11 protein-coding genes and 1 pseudogene are annotated in these 14,691 nt (G+C 58.8%); 2 read left to right on the plus strand and 10 right to left on the minus strand.

The annotated features are described in order from the left end of the window. Positions 1-123: 123 nt before the first annotated feature. On the plus strand, positions 124-1,215 hold the full coding sequence (locus NTD84_RS13705; RefSeq protein WP_262166248.1) for an AI-2E family transporter: 1,092 nt from the start codon (positions 124-126) through the stop codon (positions 1,213-1,215). 112 nt (positions 1,216-1,327) lie between these two features. Here NTD84_RS13705 and NTD84_RS13710 read toward each other — a convergent pair whose 3' ends face one another. The 5 genes and pseudogenes from NTD84_RS13710 to NTD84_RS13730 form a co-directional block, all read right to left on the minus strand. Further along, on the minus strand, positions 1,328-2,215 hold the full coding sequence (locus tag NTD84_RS13710) for an NAD(P)-dependent oxidoreductase (protein WP_262166250.1): 888 nt from the start codon (positions 2,213-2,215) through the stop codon (positions 1,328-1,330). A 227-nt stretch (positions 2,216-2,442) separates the two neighbouring features. After that, a complete protein-coding gene (locus tag NTD84_RS13715) occupies positions 2,443-2,829 on the minus strand; it encodes a hypothetical protein (protein ID WP_262166251.1) in 387 nt (128 codons plus the stop codon). Next, positions 2,826-3,294, minus strand: a pseudogene (locus tag NTD84_RS13720) (hypothetical protein); the annotation flags it as partial. The pseudogene NTD84_RS13720 and the gene NTD84_RS13715, both read right to left, overlap by 4 nt. Positions 3,295-3,513: 219 nt before the next feature. Beyond that, complete coding sequence (locus tag NTD84_RS13725; RefSeq protein ID WP_262166253.1) at positions 3,514-3,897, minus strand: hypothetical protein; 384 nt, start codon at positions 3,895-3,897, stop codon at positions 3,514-3,516. 59 nt (positions 3,898-3,956) lie between these two features. After that, a complete protein-coding gene (locus NTD84_RS13730; RefSeq protein ID WP_262166255.1) occupies positions 3,957-4,442 on the minus strand; it encodes an Hcp family type VI secretion system effector in 486 nt (161 codons plus the stop codon). Between the two features lie 273 nt (positions 4,443-4,715). Here NTD84_RS13730 and NTD84_RS13735 point away from each other — a divergent pair, with 273 nt between their 5' ends. Then, positions 4,716-5,612: a LysR family transcriptional regulator gene (locus tag NTD84_RS13735; protein WP_262166258.1), complete on the plus strand. Its 897-nt coding sequence runs from the start codon at positions 4,716-4,718 to the stop codon at positions 5,610-5,612. Between the two features lie 5 nt (positions 5,613-5,617). On the opposite strand, the gene NTD84_RS13740 is transcribed toward NTD84_RS13735, so the two are convergent. The 5 genes from NTD84_RS13740 to NTD84_RS13760 all read right to left on the minus strand — a co-directional run bounded on the left by NTD84_RS13740 (position 5,618) and on the right by NTD84_RS13760 (position 14,504). After that, the gene (locus NTD84_RS13740) at positions 5,618-7,051 is read right to left on the minus strand and encodes an aldehyde dehydrogenase family protein (RefSeq protein WP_262166262.1); all 1,434 of its coding nucleotides are present in this window, start codon (positions 7,049-7,051) and stop codon (positions 5,618-5,620) included. Continuing rightward, on the minus strand, positions 7,048-8,241 hold the full coding sequence (locus tag NTD84_RS13745) for an iron-containing alcohol dehydrogenase (RefSeq protein ID WP_262166265.1): 1,194 nt from the start codon (positions 8,239-8,241) through the stop codon (positions 7,048-7,050). The genes NTD84_RS13740 and NTD84_RS13745 overlap by 4 nt, the downstream gene beginning before the upstream one ends. Before the next feature lie 59 nt (positions 8,242-8,300). Then, positions 8,301-9,782, minus strand: a complete 1,482-nt coding sequence (locus NTD84_RS13750; RefSeq protein WP_262166268.1) for an APC family permease — start codon at positions 9,780-9,782, stop codon at positions 8,301-8,303. A gap of 361 nt (positions 9,783-10,143) precedes the next feature. Then, entirely contained in the window at positions 10,144-13,338 is a 3,195-nt protein-coding gene (locus tag NTD84_RS13755; protein WP_262166270.1) for an efflux RND transporter permease subunit, read from the minus strand. Next, complete coding sequence (locus NTD84_RS13760) at positions 13,335-14,504, minus strand: efflux RND transporter periplasmic adaptor subunit (protein ID WP_262166274.1); 1,170 nt, start codon at positions 14,502-14,504, stop codon at positions 13,335-13,337. The genes NTD84_RS13755 and NTD84_RS13760 overlap by 4 nt, the downstream gene beginning before the upstream one ends. Positions 14,505-14,691 lie beyond the last annotated feature (187 nt).

Genomic DNA, 14,691 nt, shown 5'->3' on the forward strand with positions numbered 1-14,691 from the left:
CGGCGGGGGTGGTCGTTACGCAGCCCCCCGTCGAATCACCGGCATGAGCAGTCGCGTTTTCCATCGAGCGTCTATGCTGGGCAAAGCGCCCCGCACCGTGGCGGCGACCTGCAAGGAGCGATCATGGAGCCCACGTCTTTCACCGAGAAAACCCTGACACGCACGCTGCTCGATGTGTTTATCCGGGCCGGGCTGATTGCCGTGCTGGTGCTGTTCTGTTTCGAGATCTTCAACCCGTTTCGCGACCTGATGCTGTGGTCGCTGATCCTGGCGATCACCCTGTACCCGTTGCAAACGCGCCTGAAAGGGCCTTTGGGGCAAAAAGACGGGCGGATCGCGACGCTGATCATCCTGGTCGCCATCGTCATTCTGATGGTTCCGATTTACTTGCTGGGCACCTCGATTGCCGACTCGGTTGAACACGCGATGGCAATGGTCAAGGGCGGCGACTTTCACATTCCGCCGCCTGCTGAATCGGTGGCCCGCTGGCCGCTGGTAGGCCAGCCGATTTCTGATTTTTGGCTGCAGGCCTCGACCAGTCTTCCCGACCTCACTGCCAAGTACATCCCGCAGATCAAAAGCGTCAGCCTGACCCTGTTGAGCAAGCTGGCCGGGGTCGGCATGGGCTTTCTGACGTTTATTTTCGCCTTGATCATCGCCGGCATCTTCATGGCCCACGGCGAAAGCGGTAGCCGCAGTGCGGTGCAGATTGCCTCCCGGGTCAGCGGCCCGGCCAAGGGGCCGAAAATCGCCGAATTGTGCACTGCCACGATCCGTGCGGTGGCGCTGGGCGTGGTCGGCATCGCATTTATTCAGATGCTGCTGGTGGGGCTTGGGTTTGTCTTCAAGGGCATTCCTGGCGCCGGTTTGCTGGCCCTGGCGGTGCTATTGCTCGGCATCATGCAATTGCCGGTGACGTTGATCACCGTGCCGGTGATTGCCTTTGTGTTCGCCACCGAAGGGGCCAACACCGCGACGATCGTGTTCGCCATCTACGTCTTCGTCGCCGGCCTGGTAGACAACGTGCTCAAGCCGCTGCTGCTGGGGCGCGGTGTCGATGTGCCAATGCCGGTGGTGCTGATCGGTGCCTTGGGTGGCATGGTCACCAGCGGCATCATCGGGCTGTTTATCGGACCGGTGGTCCTGGCGGTGGGGTATCAGTTGTTCTGGCAGTGGGTGCAGGATCGGCCAGACGTCCCACCGCCAACCCTGTAGGAGCCAGCATGCTGGCGATGGTCGCCAACGATGACGCGGGCCACCTGAACCAACACGGCGCCCTCGAGTGCATCGCCAGCAGCTGGCTCGTCGAGTTCAGGCTTGATCGAGCCTAGCGCGTTGTATCTGCCGCCGGTGCACGCCGTTCCTCGACTTCTGCCAGCACAGCCAGGTCCATATCACCCTGACCATGGGCAATCGCATCCAGCAGGTTGGCACGGATCAGGTCGGCGGTCGGCATCTGCACAGAAACCTGCCCAGCGGCTGCGCGGATCAGCTCAACGTCCTTGAGCCCAAGAGCCGCCTTGAAGGCGGCCGGCTCGTAGCGTCGCTCGCCGATGAGGGTGCCGTAACCTTGATACACCGGGCCGGGAAAGATCGTGGTCGAGACCAGGTTGATCAGGTCGGCCGATTGCAGGCCGTGGCGGGTGACCAGCACGGCCGCTTCACTCATGGCTTGTACCGCCGACACCAACAGGAAGTTGGTCGCCAGCTTCATGGCATTGGCGCTGGAGGCTTCCTCACCGAGACGCCAGGTCTTGCTGCCGATCAGATCAAGTAACGGCTGCACCCGGTCAATGGCGTCGGCCGGTCCCGCCGCCAGAATATTCAGCTGGCCCGCCGCGGCAACGTTGGGACGGCCCATCACCGGCGCGGCAATATAGTCGATGCCTTGCGCTTTGTGCAGGGCGGCCAGTTCCTCGGCGAAGTCCACGGCGATCGTCGCCAGGTTCACATGAATCAGCGGGCCCTTGAGCCCCGCAAGCAGCCCGGAGTCGAGCAATACTGCGCGCAGCGCTTTATCGTCCGCCAACATGGTAAACACCACATCGACGTCGAATGCCTGGGCCGCAGTCGCCGCGGCGTTCGCACCCAGCTCGACCAGATTGCGCGCCGCTTCAGGGGAGCGATTCCATACCCGGACTTCGTGGCCGCTTTTCAACAGATTGGCGGCGATTGCCTGGCCCATGCTGCCCAAGCCTAGAAAACCGATTTTCATGAGTCGTGTTCCTCAACAGGGGAGGTGGAGCATCGTTGGTTGAGTGATACGAAACAACAACGGTGGCGATGGCGCAAGGGGGGAGGGACGATGAGATTGCCTGCTGGGCGCCCTGTAAGTTCGGGATCCTTGTATGGCTTTCGAATGATTGAATTCTGTAGAAGAAGCGGAAAGAACTGCGTAGATCCTGCCCGCAGTCGAAGCGGTTGAATTTGTCGAGTTATTGTTTAGATAATTTCGAACTTGGCGGCGGCCACAATGCCGAACATTACTAGTAACAACCCCCATCCAATCCACTGCAAAATGACCAGCTTTCGTTTAAGGTCGGCAGGAAAATGTTTCAGATCTTCAGCGCAGGCACCACCATCGCGTAGATAGAGGCGAGGTGTGGTCATTACGCCCATTATGGCGCCAATTAAAAAAAGATTACCCCAAGGGCCTCCGTTTCTGAACGGCGCTCGGATCATAACTGCGGGGCTATTCTGCAGGTGATCCAACATAAGGTCCATTTTGGTGTAAGCAAGATGGAGCAAAATTCCGATTATTATGAATAGGCCGGCAAAGTCGACTAGCCCCACAACAAGAACTATTTTGTCGACGGTGCTTAAGCTCACTTCATTACCTCATATACTTTTTCACCCATTATTGCCCCACCACTTCCTAGCGCTTCCCCTGCCATTAATGAGCCAGCTCCCATTACCACGAGTCCACACGCAAAAGTTCCAACCCCACCCGTTGGTACACCAATAGCTGCACAGATAACGCCCGTCGCAGAGCCACCCAACAGCGCACTGGCAGCCACGCCGCCGGCAATCCCACCTAAAAAAGCTCCCGCCTTCAGTAAACTTCACTTTCTCACAAGCCTCTGCATCGCCTTCTGCGCAAACACCCTTGACCTTAACCGCCGAAGCCCCACCCCCCACCGCCGTACCAATCCAGCCACCATATTTCACATACTTCGCCGCTTTTGAAACGCCCGCGATATGCGTGGCGTAGCCCGGGATCCGTCCGGGGGCTCCGGCTTTTCTCCAGCGATGCACAAGGCTTTTGGTCGATATGCCCAGCAATGCCTTTAGGTTGAGTGATACGAAGCAACAACGGTGGCGATGGCGCAAGGGGGGGGAACGATGAGCTGGCCTACAAGCCTGTAAGTTCGCGATATCAAGGATGTATTGAGGGCCGGGACTGGTCGTAGCTGAAAATATTCAGCTATTTCAGCGCATCCCTAAGCTCGATTGATTGTCATGCAGACTTGAATAGCTATTACCTCACCTGAGATGAGAGGGGCGTTGAGGTCGTTAATAAAGCTTTCCAAACTTTCCCAAAAAGTAGAGAGCGAACATTGCAATTAGATGTATAACCAAGACCCAATGAACGAAGGCTAGTTTATGTCTCAACGGCTTCGGAATGGCTTCTAGATCTTTGCTGCACAATTGTCCGTTTTTTAGATACGGTCGCGGAAAGGCAAGGTAACCGGAAATTCCTCCGACCAAGATCAACTTGCCCCAGACCCCCCCGTTTTTTAAAGGGGCCATGGTTTTGACGCCGATGCTATTTGGGAAAAGTTCAACCAGCATTTTCATCTTGGTGCAAGCGATATGCAGGAACACGCCAAGGCAAACGAATATGGAAAAAAATACCCATCCCCCTAGATACACGGTGACAAGTTGGCCTGTGCTCATGTTTTATTCTCGTAGATGATTTCTGCCATTTCTTCGAAGAGTGCCCCTCAGGTCTGGATTCATCGCTCTTCGCCCCATGAACTGTAACCGGCGGTTTTCGCCAGATGATGGATCCAGGCGATCTCGCGATAACGAATGGCCACTTGTTCTTGTGGCTCAGCGTCGTTTTGTAAAACCACATGCGGCATCTCGAGCGTCAGGTCGACGATGACACCGCCATCGATTGAAATCGTATAAAACTTTTCCTGCATGCCGAAGGACGACACGCGGTAGAAACTGATCGTGCAGTTGATTTCTTCCCGGTTCGAAAGCGCTTGCGCAAGCAGGGGCGAGGATTTGTCGACGTTCTTGGTAATGATGATCGGATTGTGCGTTGATCTGTTGATGTTGCCGATATTGGCGATGTTGTGGCTGTAGGACAGCACCATGATTTCATCGGTGTGCACTGCCTGGTATTTGTTGCCGATAGAGTCCTGGGTTGAGCAGCCAGCTGAAATCAGCCCTTGGACCTTCCCTTTGATGGTCATGTATCCATGATTGGCCATAGAACGCACTCCTTGTATTCAGGCGGGCAGTCTAGGGCAGAACGTTTTGTGTTTATGTAGGCCGAGGTGTAGGTCATTTCCGAAAATGAACAGTGGAAGATTGATCAACGCGAAAGTTCTGTAGGAGCAAGCTCGCTCCAACAGAGTGCCGTGTCGTGACCAAGCCTGTGGCGGCGTTGCCACATTGACGCTGCACGGTCACTGACGTTGAATAGCGCTCTTTGTCCGCGTCCATCAGCGCGTGCCGTTCACTTCATCCTGTCGAGAAAACCTGTGCTCAGAAACGTTACGGACATGGACCTGCGCCTGTTGCGCATTTTTTCCATCGTCGTGAAGTGCGGTGGATTTACGGCGGCGCAAGCCGAGCTGAACATGAGCCAGTCGAACATCAGCACGCACATTTCCGGTCTGGAAAAACGCCTCGGCTATCGCATTTGCGAACGGGGCAAGGGTGGTTTTCGACTGACCGAAAAAGGCCAGCGTATTCTCAAGGCTTCGTCGGCCCTGTTTGGCGCGGTCGATGCTTTTCGCGATGAGGCTCAGGACCTCGCCGGGCGGCTGGTGGGGGATCTTTATCTTGGGCTGGCTGACAATATCGCAACGCTACCGGCAGCCCGCATCGACGCCGCGATCGCGCGTTTTTATCAGCGTGAACACGACATGCACCTGCACATTTTCGTCAATTCACCTACGGAGCTGGAGCTGGCGGTCATAGACGGGCAGCTGGACATGGCCATCTCCTACTTCAGCCGGCCATTGCCGACCCTGGCTTACCAGCCGTTGTATACCGAGGAGATCGGTATTTTCTGTGGGCACAAACATCCACTGTTCGGGGTGAAAGCGCCGAGCGGCGAACAGTTGCAGGCCAGCGACTGGATCAGGCATGGCTTCCTGCCGGCCGATCAGGTCCTGCCGATTGCACCGTCCCGGGCATCCGCCACGGCGCATCACATGGAAGCCGTCGTGCACGGCGTCCTGGCCGGAACCCATCTAGGCTATCTGCCGGCCCATTACGCCCGGCCATGGCTGGAGAGCGGGCAAATGCGCGCCCTGCATCCGGCAACGCTGCGCTATGAGGTGCAACACAGCATGATCACCCATGTGGGGCATCCTCAAAGCGAAGCGGTACGTGCATTTATCGAAGACCTGCTGGCCGAACACACTCATTGAGTCGTTCAGCCAAGGCAGCGCGTAACGTGCTTGACCGACTGATAGGCCGCCAGTCCCCATGGCCCAAGCTCACGGCCGATGCCGCTGCCCTTGGTGCCGCCCCAGGACGTCTCGACGAACACCGCCTGGGCCGAGTTGATCCATACATGGCCGACGTCAAGGGTGTTGGCGATGCGTTCAGCCCTGACCAGGTCGGCGCTGATCACCGTGGCAACAAGGCCGAAGCGACTGTCGTTGGCCAACGCCACGGCGTCGTCCTCCGAGCTGAAACGATGCGTGCATAACAGCGGGCCGAAGATTTCCTCCCCCCACAAACGGCTGGTGAGCGGCACGTCGGCGTACAGCGTCGGGGTGACGAACCAGCCGGGATCGCGCACCACTTCGCCACCGGCCATGCACTGCAGGTTTTCAGCGCGGGCGATGGCGAAGTAGTCGTTGACCTTGGACCATTGCGCCTGGCTGGTGAGGGGGCCCATGTCGACTTCTGCCGTCAGCGGATTACCGACACGCAGCGTTTCGAATGCGCTCTTCAGGCGCAGCAGCAAGGCGTCGGCGATGCTGTCCTGGACCAGCAGGCGTGAAGTCGCCGAGCACATTTGCCCGGCGTTCCAGCAGATACCAGCGACGATCCATTCAACGGCCTGGTCGAGATCGCAATCGTCGAACACCAGAATCGCGGACTTGCCGCCCAGCTCCAGGGTGACCGGCCGGCAAAACGTCGCGGCGCTGCGCATCACTTGGCTGCCCACGGCGTTACTGCCGGTGAAGGACAACTTGTCGATGCCCGGGTGATTGCTGAGCGCGGCTCCGGTCTCGGCTTTACCACCGACGATGTTCAGCACGCCGGCGGGCAGGCCCAGTGCGTCGGCGATCTGGCCGTAGGTTTGCTCGATCAACGGGGTAATTTCCGATGGCTTGAGCACCACCGTACAGCCTGCAGCCAGGGCTGGCGCCAGCTTCCAGGCGCTGGTGACCAGAGGGAAGTTCCACGGCACGATCAAGCCGACGACGCCGACCGGGTCCAGGCGCGTATGCGCAGTGAAACCGGGCGCCGACAGCGGCACTTCACGGCCCTGGCGAGCAGTCAGCTGCTCGGCAAGGCCTGCGTAATAGTTGAACGTGGCGACGGCGTCGTCGATGTCGACAACGGCTTCATGATGCGGCTTGCCATTGTTCTGCATTTGCAAGGCGATGAGGGCTTCCCGTCGCTGGTCGATGTGTTCGGCAAATCCCCGCAGATACGCCGCTCGCTGTTGCGCACTGACGTTGCGCCACGCGGGGAGGGCGCTGCGCGCGGCGGCGACCGCCTGATCGACTTGCGCGGGGCTCGCCGCGATCAGCTCGGCGAAGGGCTGACCCAGCGCCGGGTCATAAACGGTGATGCAATCGACACCTTCGCCGTGTTGCCAGTGTCCGTTGATGTAGTGAGCAGCGGTCATGCGTCTACCCCTTGCAAAACGCCCTGAACGGCGTTGCGAAAGATCTGGGTGTAATCGGCGGCGTCGAGGGCGCAGGCGTTGGTGTCCGAAGAAGAGATATCGGCCAGTGCCTGCTCTCCGACCCAGGTGGCAGCGCTGCTGTCGAGACCGATTTCACTCAGCGAATGGGGTATGCCCAGGCGTTGGCGCAGGTCCAGTACCCAGTCGAGAAAACCCTCGAAGTCTGGCCGTTGCAGTTCCAGATAGCGTGCGAGCCGCGAGATGTCGGCGCTGATCGCTGCCCGATTGGCGACCAACACATACGGCAACAGGATCGCGTTCAACAGCCCATGGTGCTTGTGATAACGGGCCCCCAGCGGGTGGGCCAGCGCGTGGACACCACCCAGGCCTTTCTGAAACGCTACGGCCGCCATGGCGGAAGCGACCAACATGCCTTCGCGGGCGATCATGTCCTGACCATCGGCATGCGCCGCCAGCAGGTGCTGCTGGATCAGACGGATGCCCTCGACTGCGACACCGGAGGACATCGGGTGATACAGCGGCGAGCAAAAGGCTTCGATGTGATGGGTAAGGGCGTCCATGCCCGTGGCGGCGGTCAACGCGGGCGGCAGGCCGCGGGTCAGTACCGGGTCGAGGATCACCGTCGACGGCAGCAATTCCGGGTGGCTGATGACACGTTTGATGTGCTGTTCGCTGTGGGTGAGCACTGCTTCGCGGCCCAGTTCCGAACCGGTCCCGGCGGTCGTCGGCAAGGCAATCAGCCGCGGAAGCTCCAGCCGTGGAAAGTCTGCCAGGCTCGGGTAGCAGGCAATGACCTGCGACCATTCGAAGCGCTCCAGGCCAAGCGGATCAGTGGTCGCCAGGCTGATACCTTTGGCGGCGTCCATGGCACTGCCGCCGCCAAGGGCGATCAGCGAATCGTGGCCGCCTTCCTTGAAGGCGGCAACACCGCGAGCCACGTCGTCCATGCTCGGGTTACTGGCGACATCGCTGAACACGCTGAACGGAAGATCGGCGTTGACCAGATGAGCCGTCAGCAACGCGAACGGTTCCAAGGCCAGCATGCCTGGGTCAGTCACCAGCAAAGGCTTGCGCATGCCGAACAATTTGCAGCGTTGCGCCACTGTTTCAAGCGCGCCGGGCCCGCAGAAAATCTCCGTGGGATAGTTCCAATAGTGCAGGGTGGACATCTGAAGCTCCAGATCGGCAAGGCGCAGGGGAGTGCGCCTTGCACTACAAGACGAGGGTGTTATTGCGTGCGCAGTTGTGGGCTGAGAGTGCGCTGATAGGGTTTGGCCCAAACCATGTAGATCAGGCCCAGGACTGCCAGGATTGAAAACACCAGAATCACCGCCCATACCTGAAACCAGGGGGCACCGGGTGGTGCGAGTGATTCCCGTGGCCAGGCAACGTTGATGCTTTCGAACACCAGCCAGAAGAACGCCGCCAGGTTGACCGGCACACCCCAGCGTCCGAGGCTGAACGCGCCGGCTGCGGCTTTCCATTTGCCGCTCAGACGGGCGAGCAGGGCGCAGGTCACGACGATCAGAAACACCACGAAGAAACCGCCGCTGCCAAACGCGATCAGTGTGCCGACGGCCGTGGCATTCAAGCCCAGTGCCAGGCCGAAGCTGGCGAACAGTGTGCTGAACACCATCGCTGCGAACGGCACTTTGCGCTTGTCCACACGCCGCAGCAGCGCCGAGGCAGGCAGGATCGAGTCCCGTGCCATACCGAAAACGGCACGACCGATGTAAGTCTGTACGGACACGATGCAGGCGATGAACGCCACCAGCACAACCGCCACGAACGGCCGCTCCGACCAGGCGCCAAAGGCGTCGACAACCGCAGGCGTCACCGGGTCGATGACCTGGCCGGACACCATGGCGGCGGTGTCGGTGTAAGACAAGGTGACGGCGAACGCGGTCAGCATCACGGTCAGTCCGACCAGGATCATCGAACGCAAAATCGCTCGCGGCGTCGACGTTCGGGCATCAGCGGTCTCTTCAGAAACTTGCGAACAGGCGTCAAATCCGAGGAAAGCCCAGCCACCAACCGCCATCGCTGTCAGAAAGCCTGACAGGTAAGAACCTTCAGCACCTTGTGTAGATGTCAGGCCTTCGAGCAACAACGAAAACGAGTGGTTGCGGAAAAACAGCAGCAACAACACACCAATACCGATGGACGCAATTGCTTCGGCAATGATGCCGGCATTGACGAAATACTTGAGCGGATTGATCCCGAACAGATTCACACCAAGACCGAGGAGCAACAGCACTGCGCCGCTGAGTACCTGAGCGTTCGCCGACGGCGCTTCCCCGGCGAAGAACAGCCATAACCAAAACCCGCCCAGGTAGGCCACGGTGGTCAATGAGGCCAACGCAGACGCCAGGTACATGAATCCCGTGAACCAGGCCAGACGGTCGCCGGACAGGCGTTTGACCCACTGATAACAGCCGCCGGCCAGCGGGTATTGCGAGGCCAGCTCGGCATACACCAGCGCCACCAGCAATTGCAGGGCCAGGCACAACGGGACTATCCACACCCACGATGGCCCGACACTCATCGCACCCAGGGACATCACCGAGTAGATGCCAACCACCGGCGAGACCGTGGCGAACCCAACGGAAAACGAAGACCAGAGCGACAGGCCACGGTGCAACTCCTGAGCGTAGCCCTGGCTGTGCAGCAGGTGTTCATCGGCGTTTTGCCTTGCAGGAGACGAACTCATTGTTCACCTCCGGAATTAGAACTGATGGCGGCGCAACGACGAGCACGACCGGACGCGAACGAAAGTGACATACAGATTCCTTGAGTCGGCAGACACATTATTTTTAGGATCGCCTTGTTTGCAGGCGTACCGACGAAACGGGCTCCCTCAGTGAAGGAGTAGACGGAGCTTAAGATGACTAAACATCAAAGAAAATTCATATGTTCTGAGGCTGACATCTTGGTTTTTAGATGTTTGATGCGAAGGGATGGAGGCGGGATTCAAGGGCGGCGGTGGGAATCGATTAAAATTGCTGAATCATCGTCGCCTGGAATGAAAGAGCCCGCCAAAAGGCGGGCTCGTTTTGATCGTTACTCCTTGCTCAGGCCGGTGAGCCCACACTCAAAGTAGTGTCGGTGCTGGGCGACTTTCCTTCCTTGCGCATTGCCGTTTTACGTACGAGTGCATAAAAGACGGGTGTGAACAGCAGTCCAAACAATGTCACACCAATCATCCCGAAGAACACCGAGGTGCCCACGGCTTTACGCATTTCGGAGCCCGCACCTGGCGTGGTCACCAACGGCAGCACACCGAGGATGAACGCCAGCGAGGTCATCAGGATCGGTCGTAGACGTAGCTTGGAAGCCTGCACTACCGCGTCGATGCGTTCCATCCCGTCACGCTCGAGTTGCACGGCGAACTCGACGATCAGAATGGCGTTTTTCGCCGCCAGTCCGACCAATACCACGAAGCCGATCTGGGTCAGGATATTCATGTCCAGGCCCATTATTTTCAGTCCCGCAGAGGCTGCCAACAGGCACATCGGAACGATGAGCAGAATCGACAGCGGAATCGACCAGCTACCGTATTGCGCGGCCAGGACGAGGTATACGAACAAGACACACAGCGGGAAGATCAGCAGGCCGGTGTTGCCCGCCGTGGTTTGTTGGTAGGTCAGATCTGTCCATTCATAGGCTATGCCCGGTGGAAGCACTTTCTTAGCCAGCGCCTCCATGGTGGCTGTGGCAAAAGCCGAGCCTTTGCCTGGTAAGGTATCACCGCTGATTTCGGTGGCCGGGTACAAGTTGTAGCGCGGCACACGGTCGGCGCCGGTGATGTCGCTCAGGCGCGTGACGCTGCCGACAGGCACCATGTTGCCGTCGCTGTTGCGGGTCTTGATTTTCGCCAGGTCTTCAGCGGTAGCGCGATAGGGCAGGTCGGCCTGGGCCGTGACCCGGTACGTACGGCCGAGGATGTTGAAGTCGTTGATGTAGGTCGAGCCGAAATAGGTCTCGATGGCTTCGTTGATCCGGTTCGCCGGCACCCCGAGCATCTCGGCTTTTTCACGGTCGAGGTCGACTTTCAGTTGCGGCGTACTCGCCGAGTAGGTGGTGTAGACCCCAACCATGCCCGGCGTGGCGTTGGCGGCGGCTACGAGGTCATTGGTTGCTTTGGCCAACGCTTCAGGGCCCAAGCCACCACGATCTTCAAGGCGCATGGCAAAGCCGCCAGTATTGCCGATACCTTCAACTGGCGCCGGAGGCACCACGATGATGCTGGCATCGGCAATGCTTGCCAGACGCTTGCGCAGTTCTGCGGCGATCTTGTCACCTGTCTGACCTTCCTTGATGCGTTCCGGGAACGGTTTGAGTACGACATACAATGCAGCCGAGTTTGAGGAGATAGTACCGGTGGCACCGGAAAAACCGGAGAACACCGGAACTCGTTCAACGCCGGGAACTGCCGCAGCGACGCTCTCGATTTCTCGCGCAACTTTAGTTGTCCGTTCGAGCGACGCACCACCTGGGGTTTGGGCGACAACAATCAAGTAACCACGATCCATTGCTGGAATGAAACCTTTGGGGCTATCGATCAGCAGGTAGGCTGTAGCGCCGATCAGTAATGCATACAACACAAGCATTGTCGGCGTCATCCCGATCAAGCGTCGCACCAGGCGTGCATAGCCCTCGGACATGCGCTCGAAACCACGGTTGAACGAGGCCCCGGCGCCGTGAATCAACGTCCATACACCTTCGAAGCGACGGCGCTTTTGCGGTTTATCACCCGGCTTGACGTGGCCTTTGAGGATCATGGCGGCCAGGGCAGGGGACAGGGTTAACGAGTTGAAGCAGGAGATCGCCGTTGCAATCGCAATGGTGATGCCGAACTGACGGAAGAACTGCCCGGAAATACCGCTGATGAAGGCTGTGGGCACGAACACCGCGCACAGCACCAGGGTAATGGCGAACAGCGCGCCGCTGACTTCCTGCATCGTCAGCAGAGTGGCTTCTCGCGGTGTCTTGCCTTCGCTCAAGTGTCGCTCGACGTTTTCGACCACGACAATGGCGTTGTCGACCACGATCCCCACGGACAGCACCAGACCGAACAGCGTCAGGTTATTGATCGAGAAACCGAGCGCCATCATCGCCGCCAGCGTGCCGATCAGGGAAATCGGGATAGCCAGAATCGGGATGATGGACGGACGCCAGCCCTGCAGGAAGATCAGGATGACCACGACCACCAGCACGACGGCTTCGTAGATGGTCTTGACCAGTTCGCTGACGCTATCGGCGATGAACTCGGTTGGGTTGTACGCGATGCTGTAGTCGATGCCCTTGGGGAACTCTTGCTTGAGTGCTTCCATGGTGCGTTCGATTTCACGGGTCGTCGACAGTGCGTTGGCGCCTGGGCGTTGCAGTACCTGCACGGCTACGGTGGGCTTGCCTTCCAGATAGCTGTCGGTGGAGTAGGCCAGTGCGCCGATTTCAGTGCGGGCGACATCCTTGAGGCGCACGACACGACCGTCTGCACCTTTTTTGAGGATGATGTTGTCGAACTCGGCCGGCTCTTTCATCCGCCCCTCGAAAATCAGGTTCGGTTGGAACGACTGACTCTCTACCGGAGGTTGCGCAATGGTACCGCCGGCTACCTGGGTGTTCTGATTACGCACGGCAGCGACGATTTCGTCGGGGGTTAAATCCAATGCGGCGGCGCGCTCAGGATCCAGCCAGATACGCATGGAATATTCACGGGCGCCGAAATACTGAATGTCGCCCACGCCATCGAGTCGCTTGATCACGTCGGCGACGCGGCGAATCATGTAGTTGGACACGTACAGTTGGTCGTAACTACCGTCAGGAGAGAACAGAAATACCGAACAGAACTGCGTCGGTGACGATTTACGCACTGACACACCGTTGCGTTGCACCGGTTGCGGCAGGCGCGGAATCGCCAACGACACACGGTTCTGCACCTGCACCTGGGCCTTATCGAGGTCGGTGCCGGGCTTGAACGTGACGGTCAGATTCAGGCCACCATCGGACGTCGCCTGGCTATACATGTAGATCATGTCTTCGACGCCGTTGACCTCCTGCTCGATCGGCGTGGCAATGGTTTCGGCCACGGTCTGGGCAGAGGCACCGGGGTAACTGGTGGTGACTACTACGGTCGGAGGAACGATGTTTGGGTATTCCGCCACTGGCAATACCAGGTACGCCAGCGCACCGACGATTACCGTGACAATCGACAGGACAATGGCCAGCACCGGCCGTTGAACGGAGAGGCTACCAAGGCTCATTGCGCACCTGCCACGGAGGTCAGACCTTCATCAATAGGCTTGAGTTGTACGGCGACTTTCTCGCCGGCCTGAGCACGCTGCAGGCCGGAGACGATGACGCGGTCGCCAGCCTCCAGGCCTTCGGTCACTTCACGCAACGTGCCGAATAGTCGACCGAGTTTTACTGGGCGTACATGCACCGTGTCCTGTGTGTCGACGACGTTCAGGACACGTCGCGTAGCATCGCTGGACAATGCGGAGTCCGGCACCAGGAGCGCCTGATGCGGTGCTTCGCTGATCAGTTCAACCCGCCCGAACTGCCCTGGATTGAGCGAGTGCTCGTTGTTGGCCACTCTCGCGCGGCCGCGCAGGGTACCGGTGGAGCGATCAAGGCGATTTTCGATAAAGTCGAGTTTTCCCAGGCGCGGCGCGCCGGTCTCGCCCGGCAGGCTGATCCGTACTTCGCTGCCCAGATTGTCGGCCGATTCACGTTTGCCATCCGCCACCAGTCGGCCGTAACGCAAGTAGGTTTCTTCGTCGATATCGAAATAAATGTCGATGGGGTCGATCGAGACGATGGTGGTAAGCAGCGTGGCGCTGGCATCGCCACCGGCGATGAGATTGCCCTGGCTGACCAATTTACGGCTGATGCGCCCACTCATGGGGGCACGGATCTCAGTGAAGGACAGGTCGAGTTTGGCACGCGCCAACGCGCCCGTTGCGCTCATGACTGCGGCCTGCGCGGCTTGCTGTTCCTGGGTTCGTTGATCAAGGATCGAAGTGGCAATCGCTCCTGAAGAAATCAGCCGCTTTGCACGTACGAGCTCGATGTCTGCCAACTGCAACTGAGAGCGAGCATCAGCCAGTCGACCTTCGCTCTGTGTGAGCGCGGCCTGATAAGGGCGAGGGTCGATCAGGAAGAGCAGGTCGCCTTTCTTGACGAACGCCCCGTCACGAAAAGCGATCTGTTCGATATACCCGCCTACGCGAGCGCGGATGTCTACGGCGTCCGTAGCCTCAAACCGTCCACTAAACCCATCTCTCCCTGTGACTTCACGCTGAATGGGAGGGCTGACGAAAACGGTTTGAACAGCCGTGGGTGCTGGTATGTCTTCCTTGCACGCGGCCAATACGGTCAACGCAATGGCGGTCAATGCAAAGCGGGAGGTGTTTCTGATGGTTAGCATGGAATCGGCCTACTCAAGTACTGCCACGCCTAGCTTGAGGGCTGCGCAGCGACGCGTGTTAAGTCATGGAATGACGTGCGTGTACGATAAGCAGCCGGACAGCGGCGAGTAAGTAGGTTGGCGTTCCGGTATTAGCGGACGTTTGCTTCCGTAATTGTTTCTTTGATCAACCAATATCCGGCTGATT

The organism is Pseudomonas sp. 14P_8.1_Bac3, assembly GCF_025466085.1.
GTDB lineage: Bacteria > Pseudomonadota > Gammaproteobacteria > Pseudomonadales > Pseudomonadaceae > Aquipseudomonas.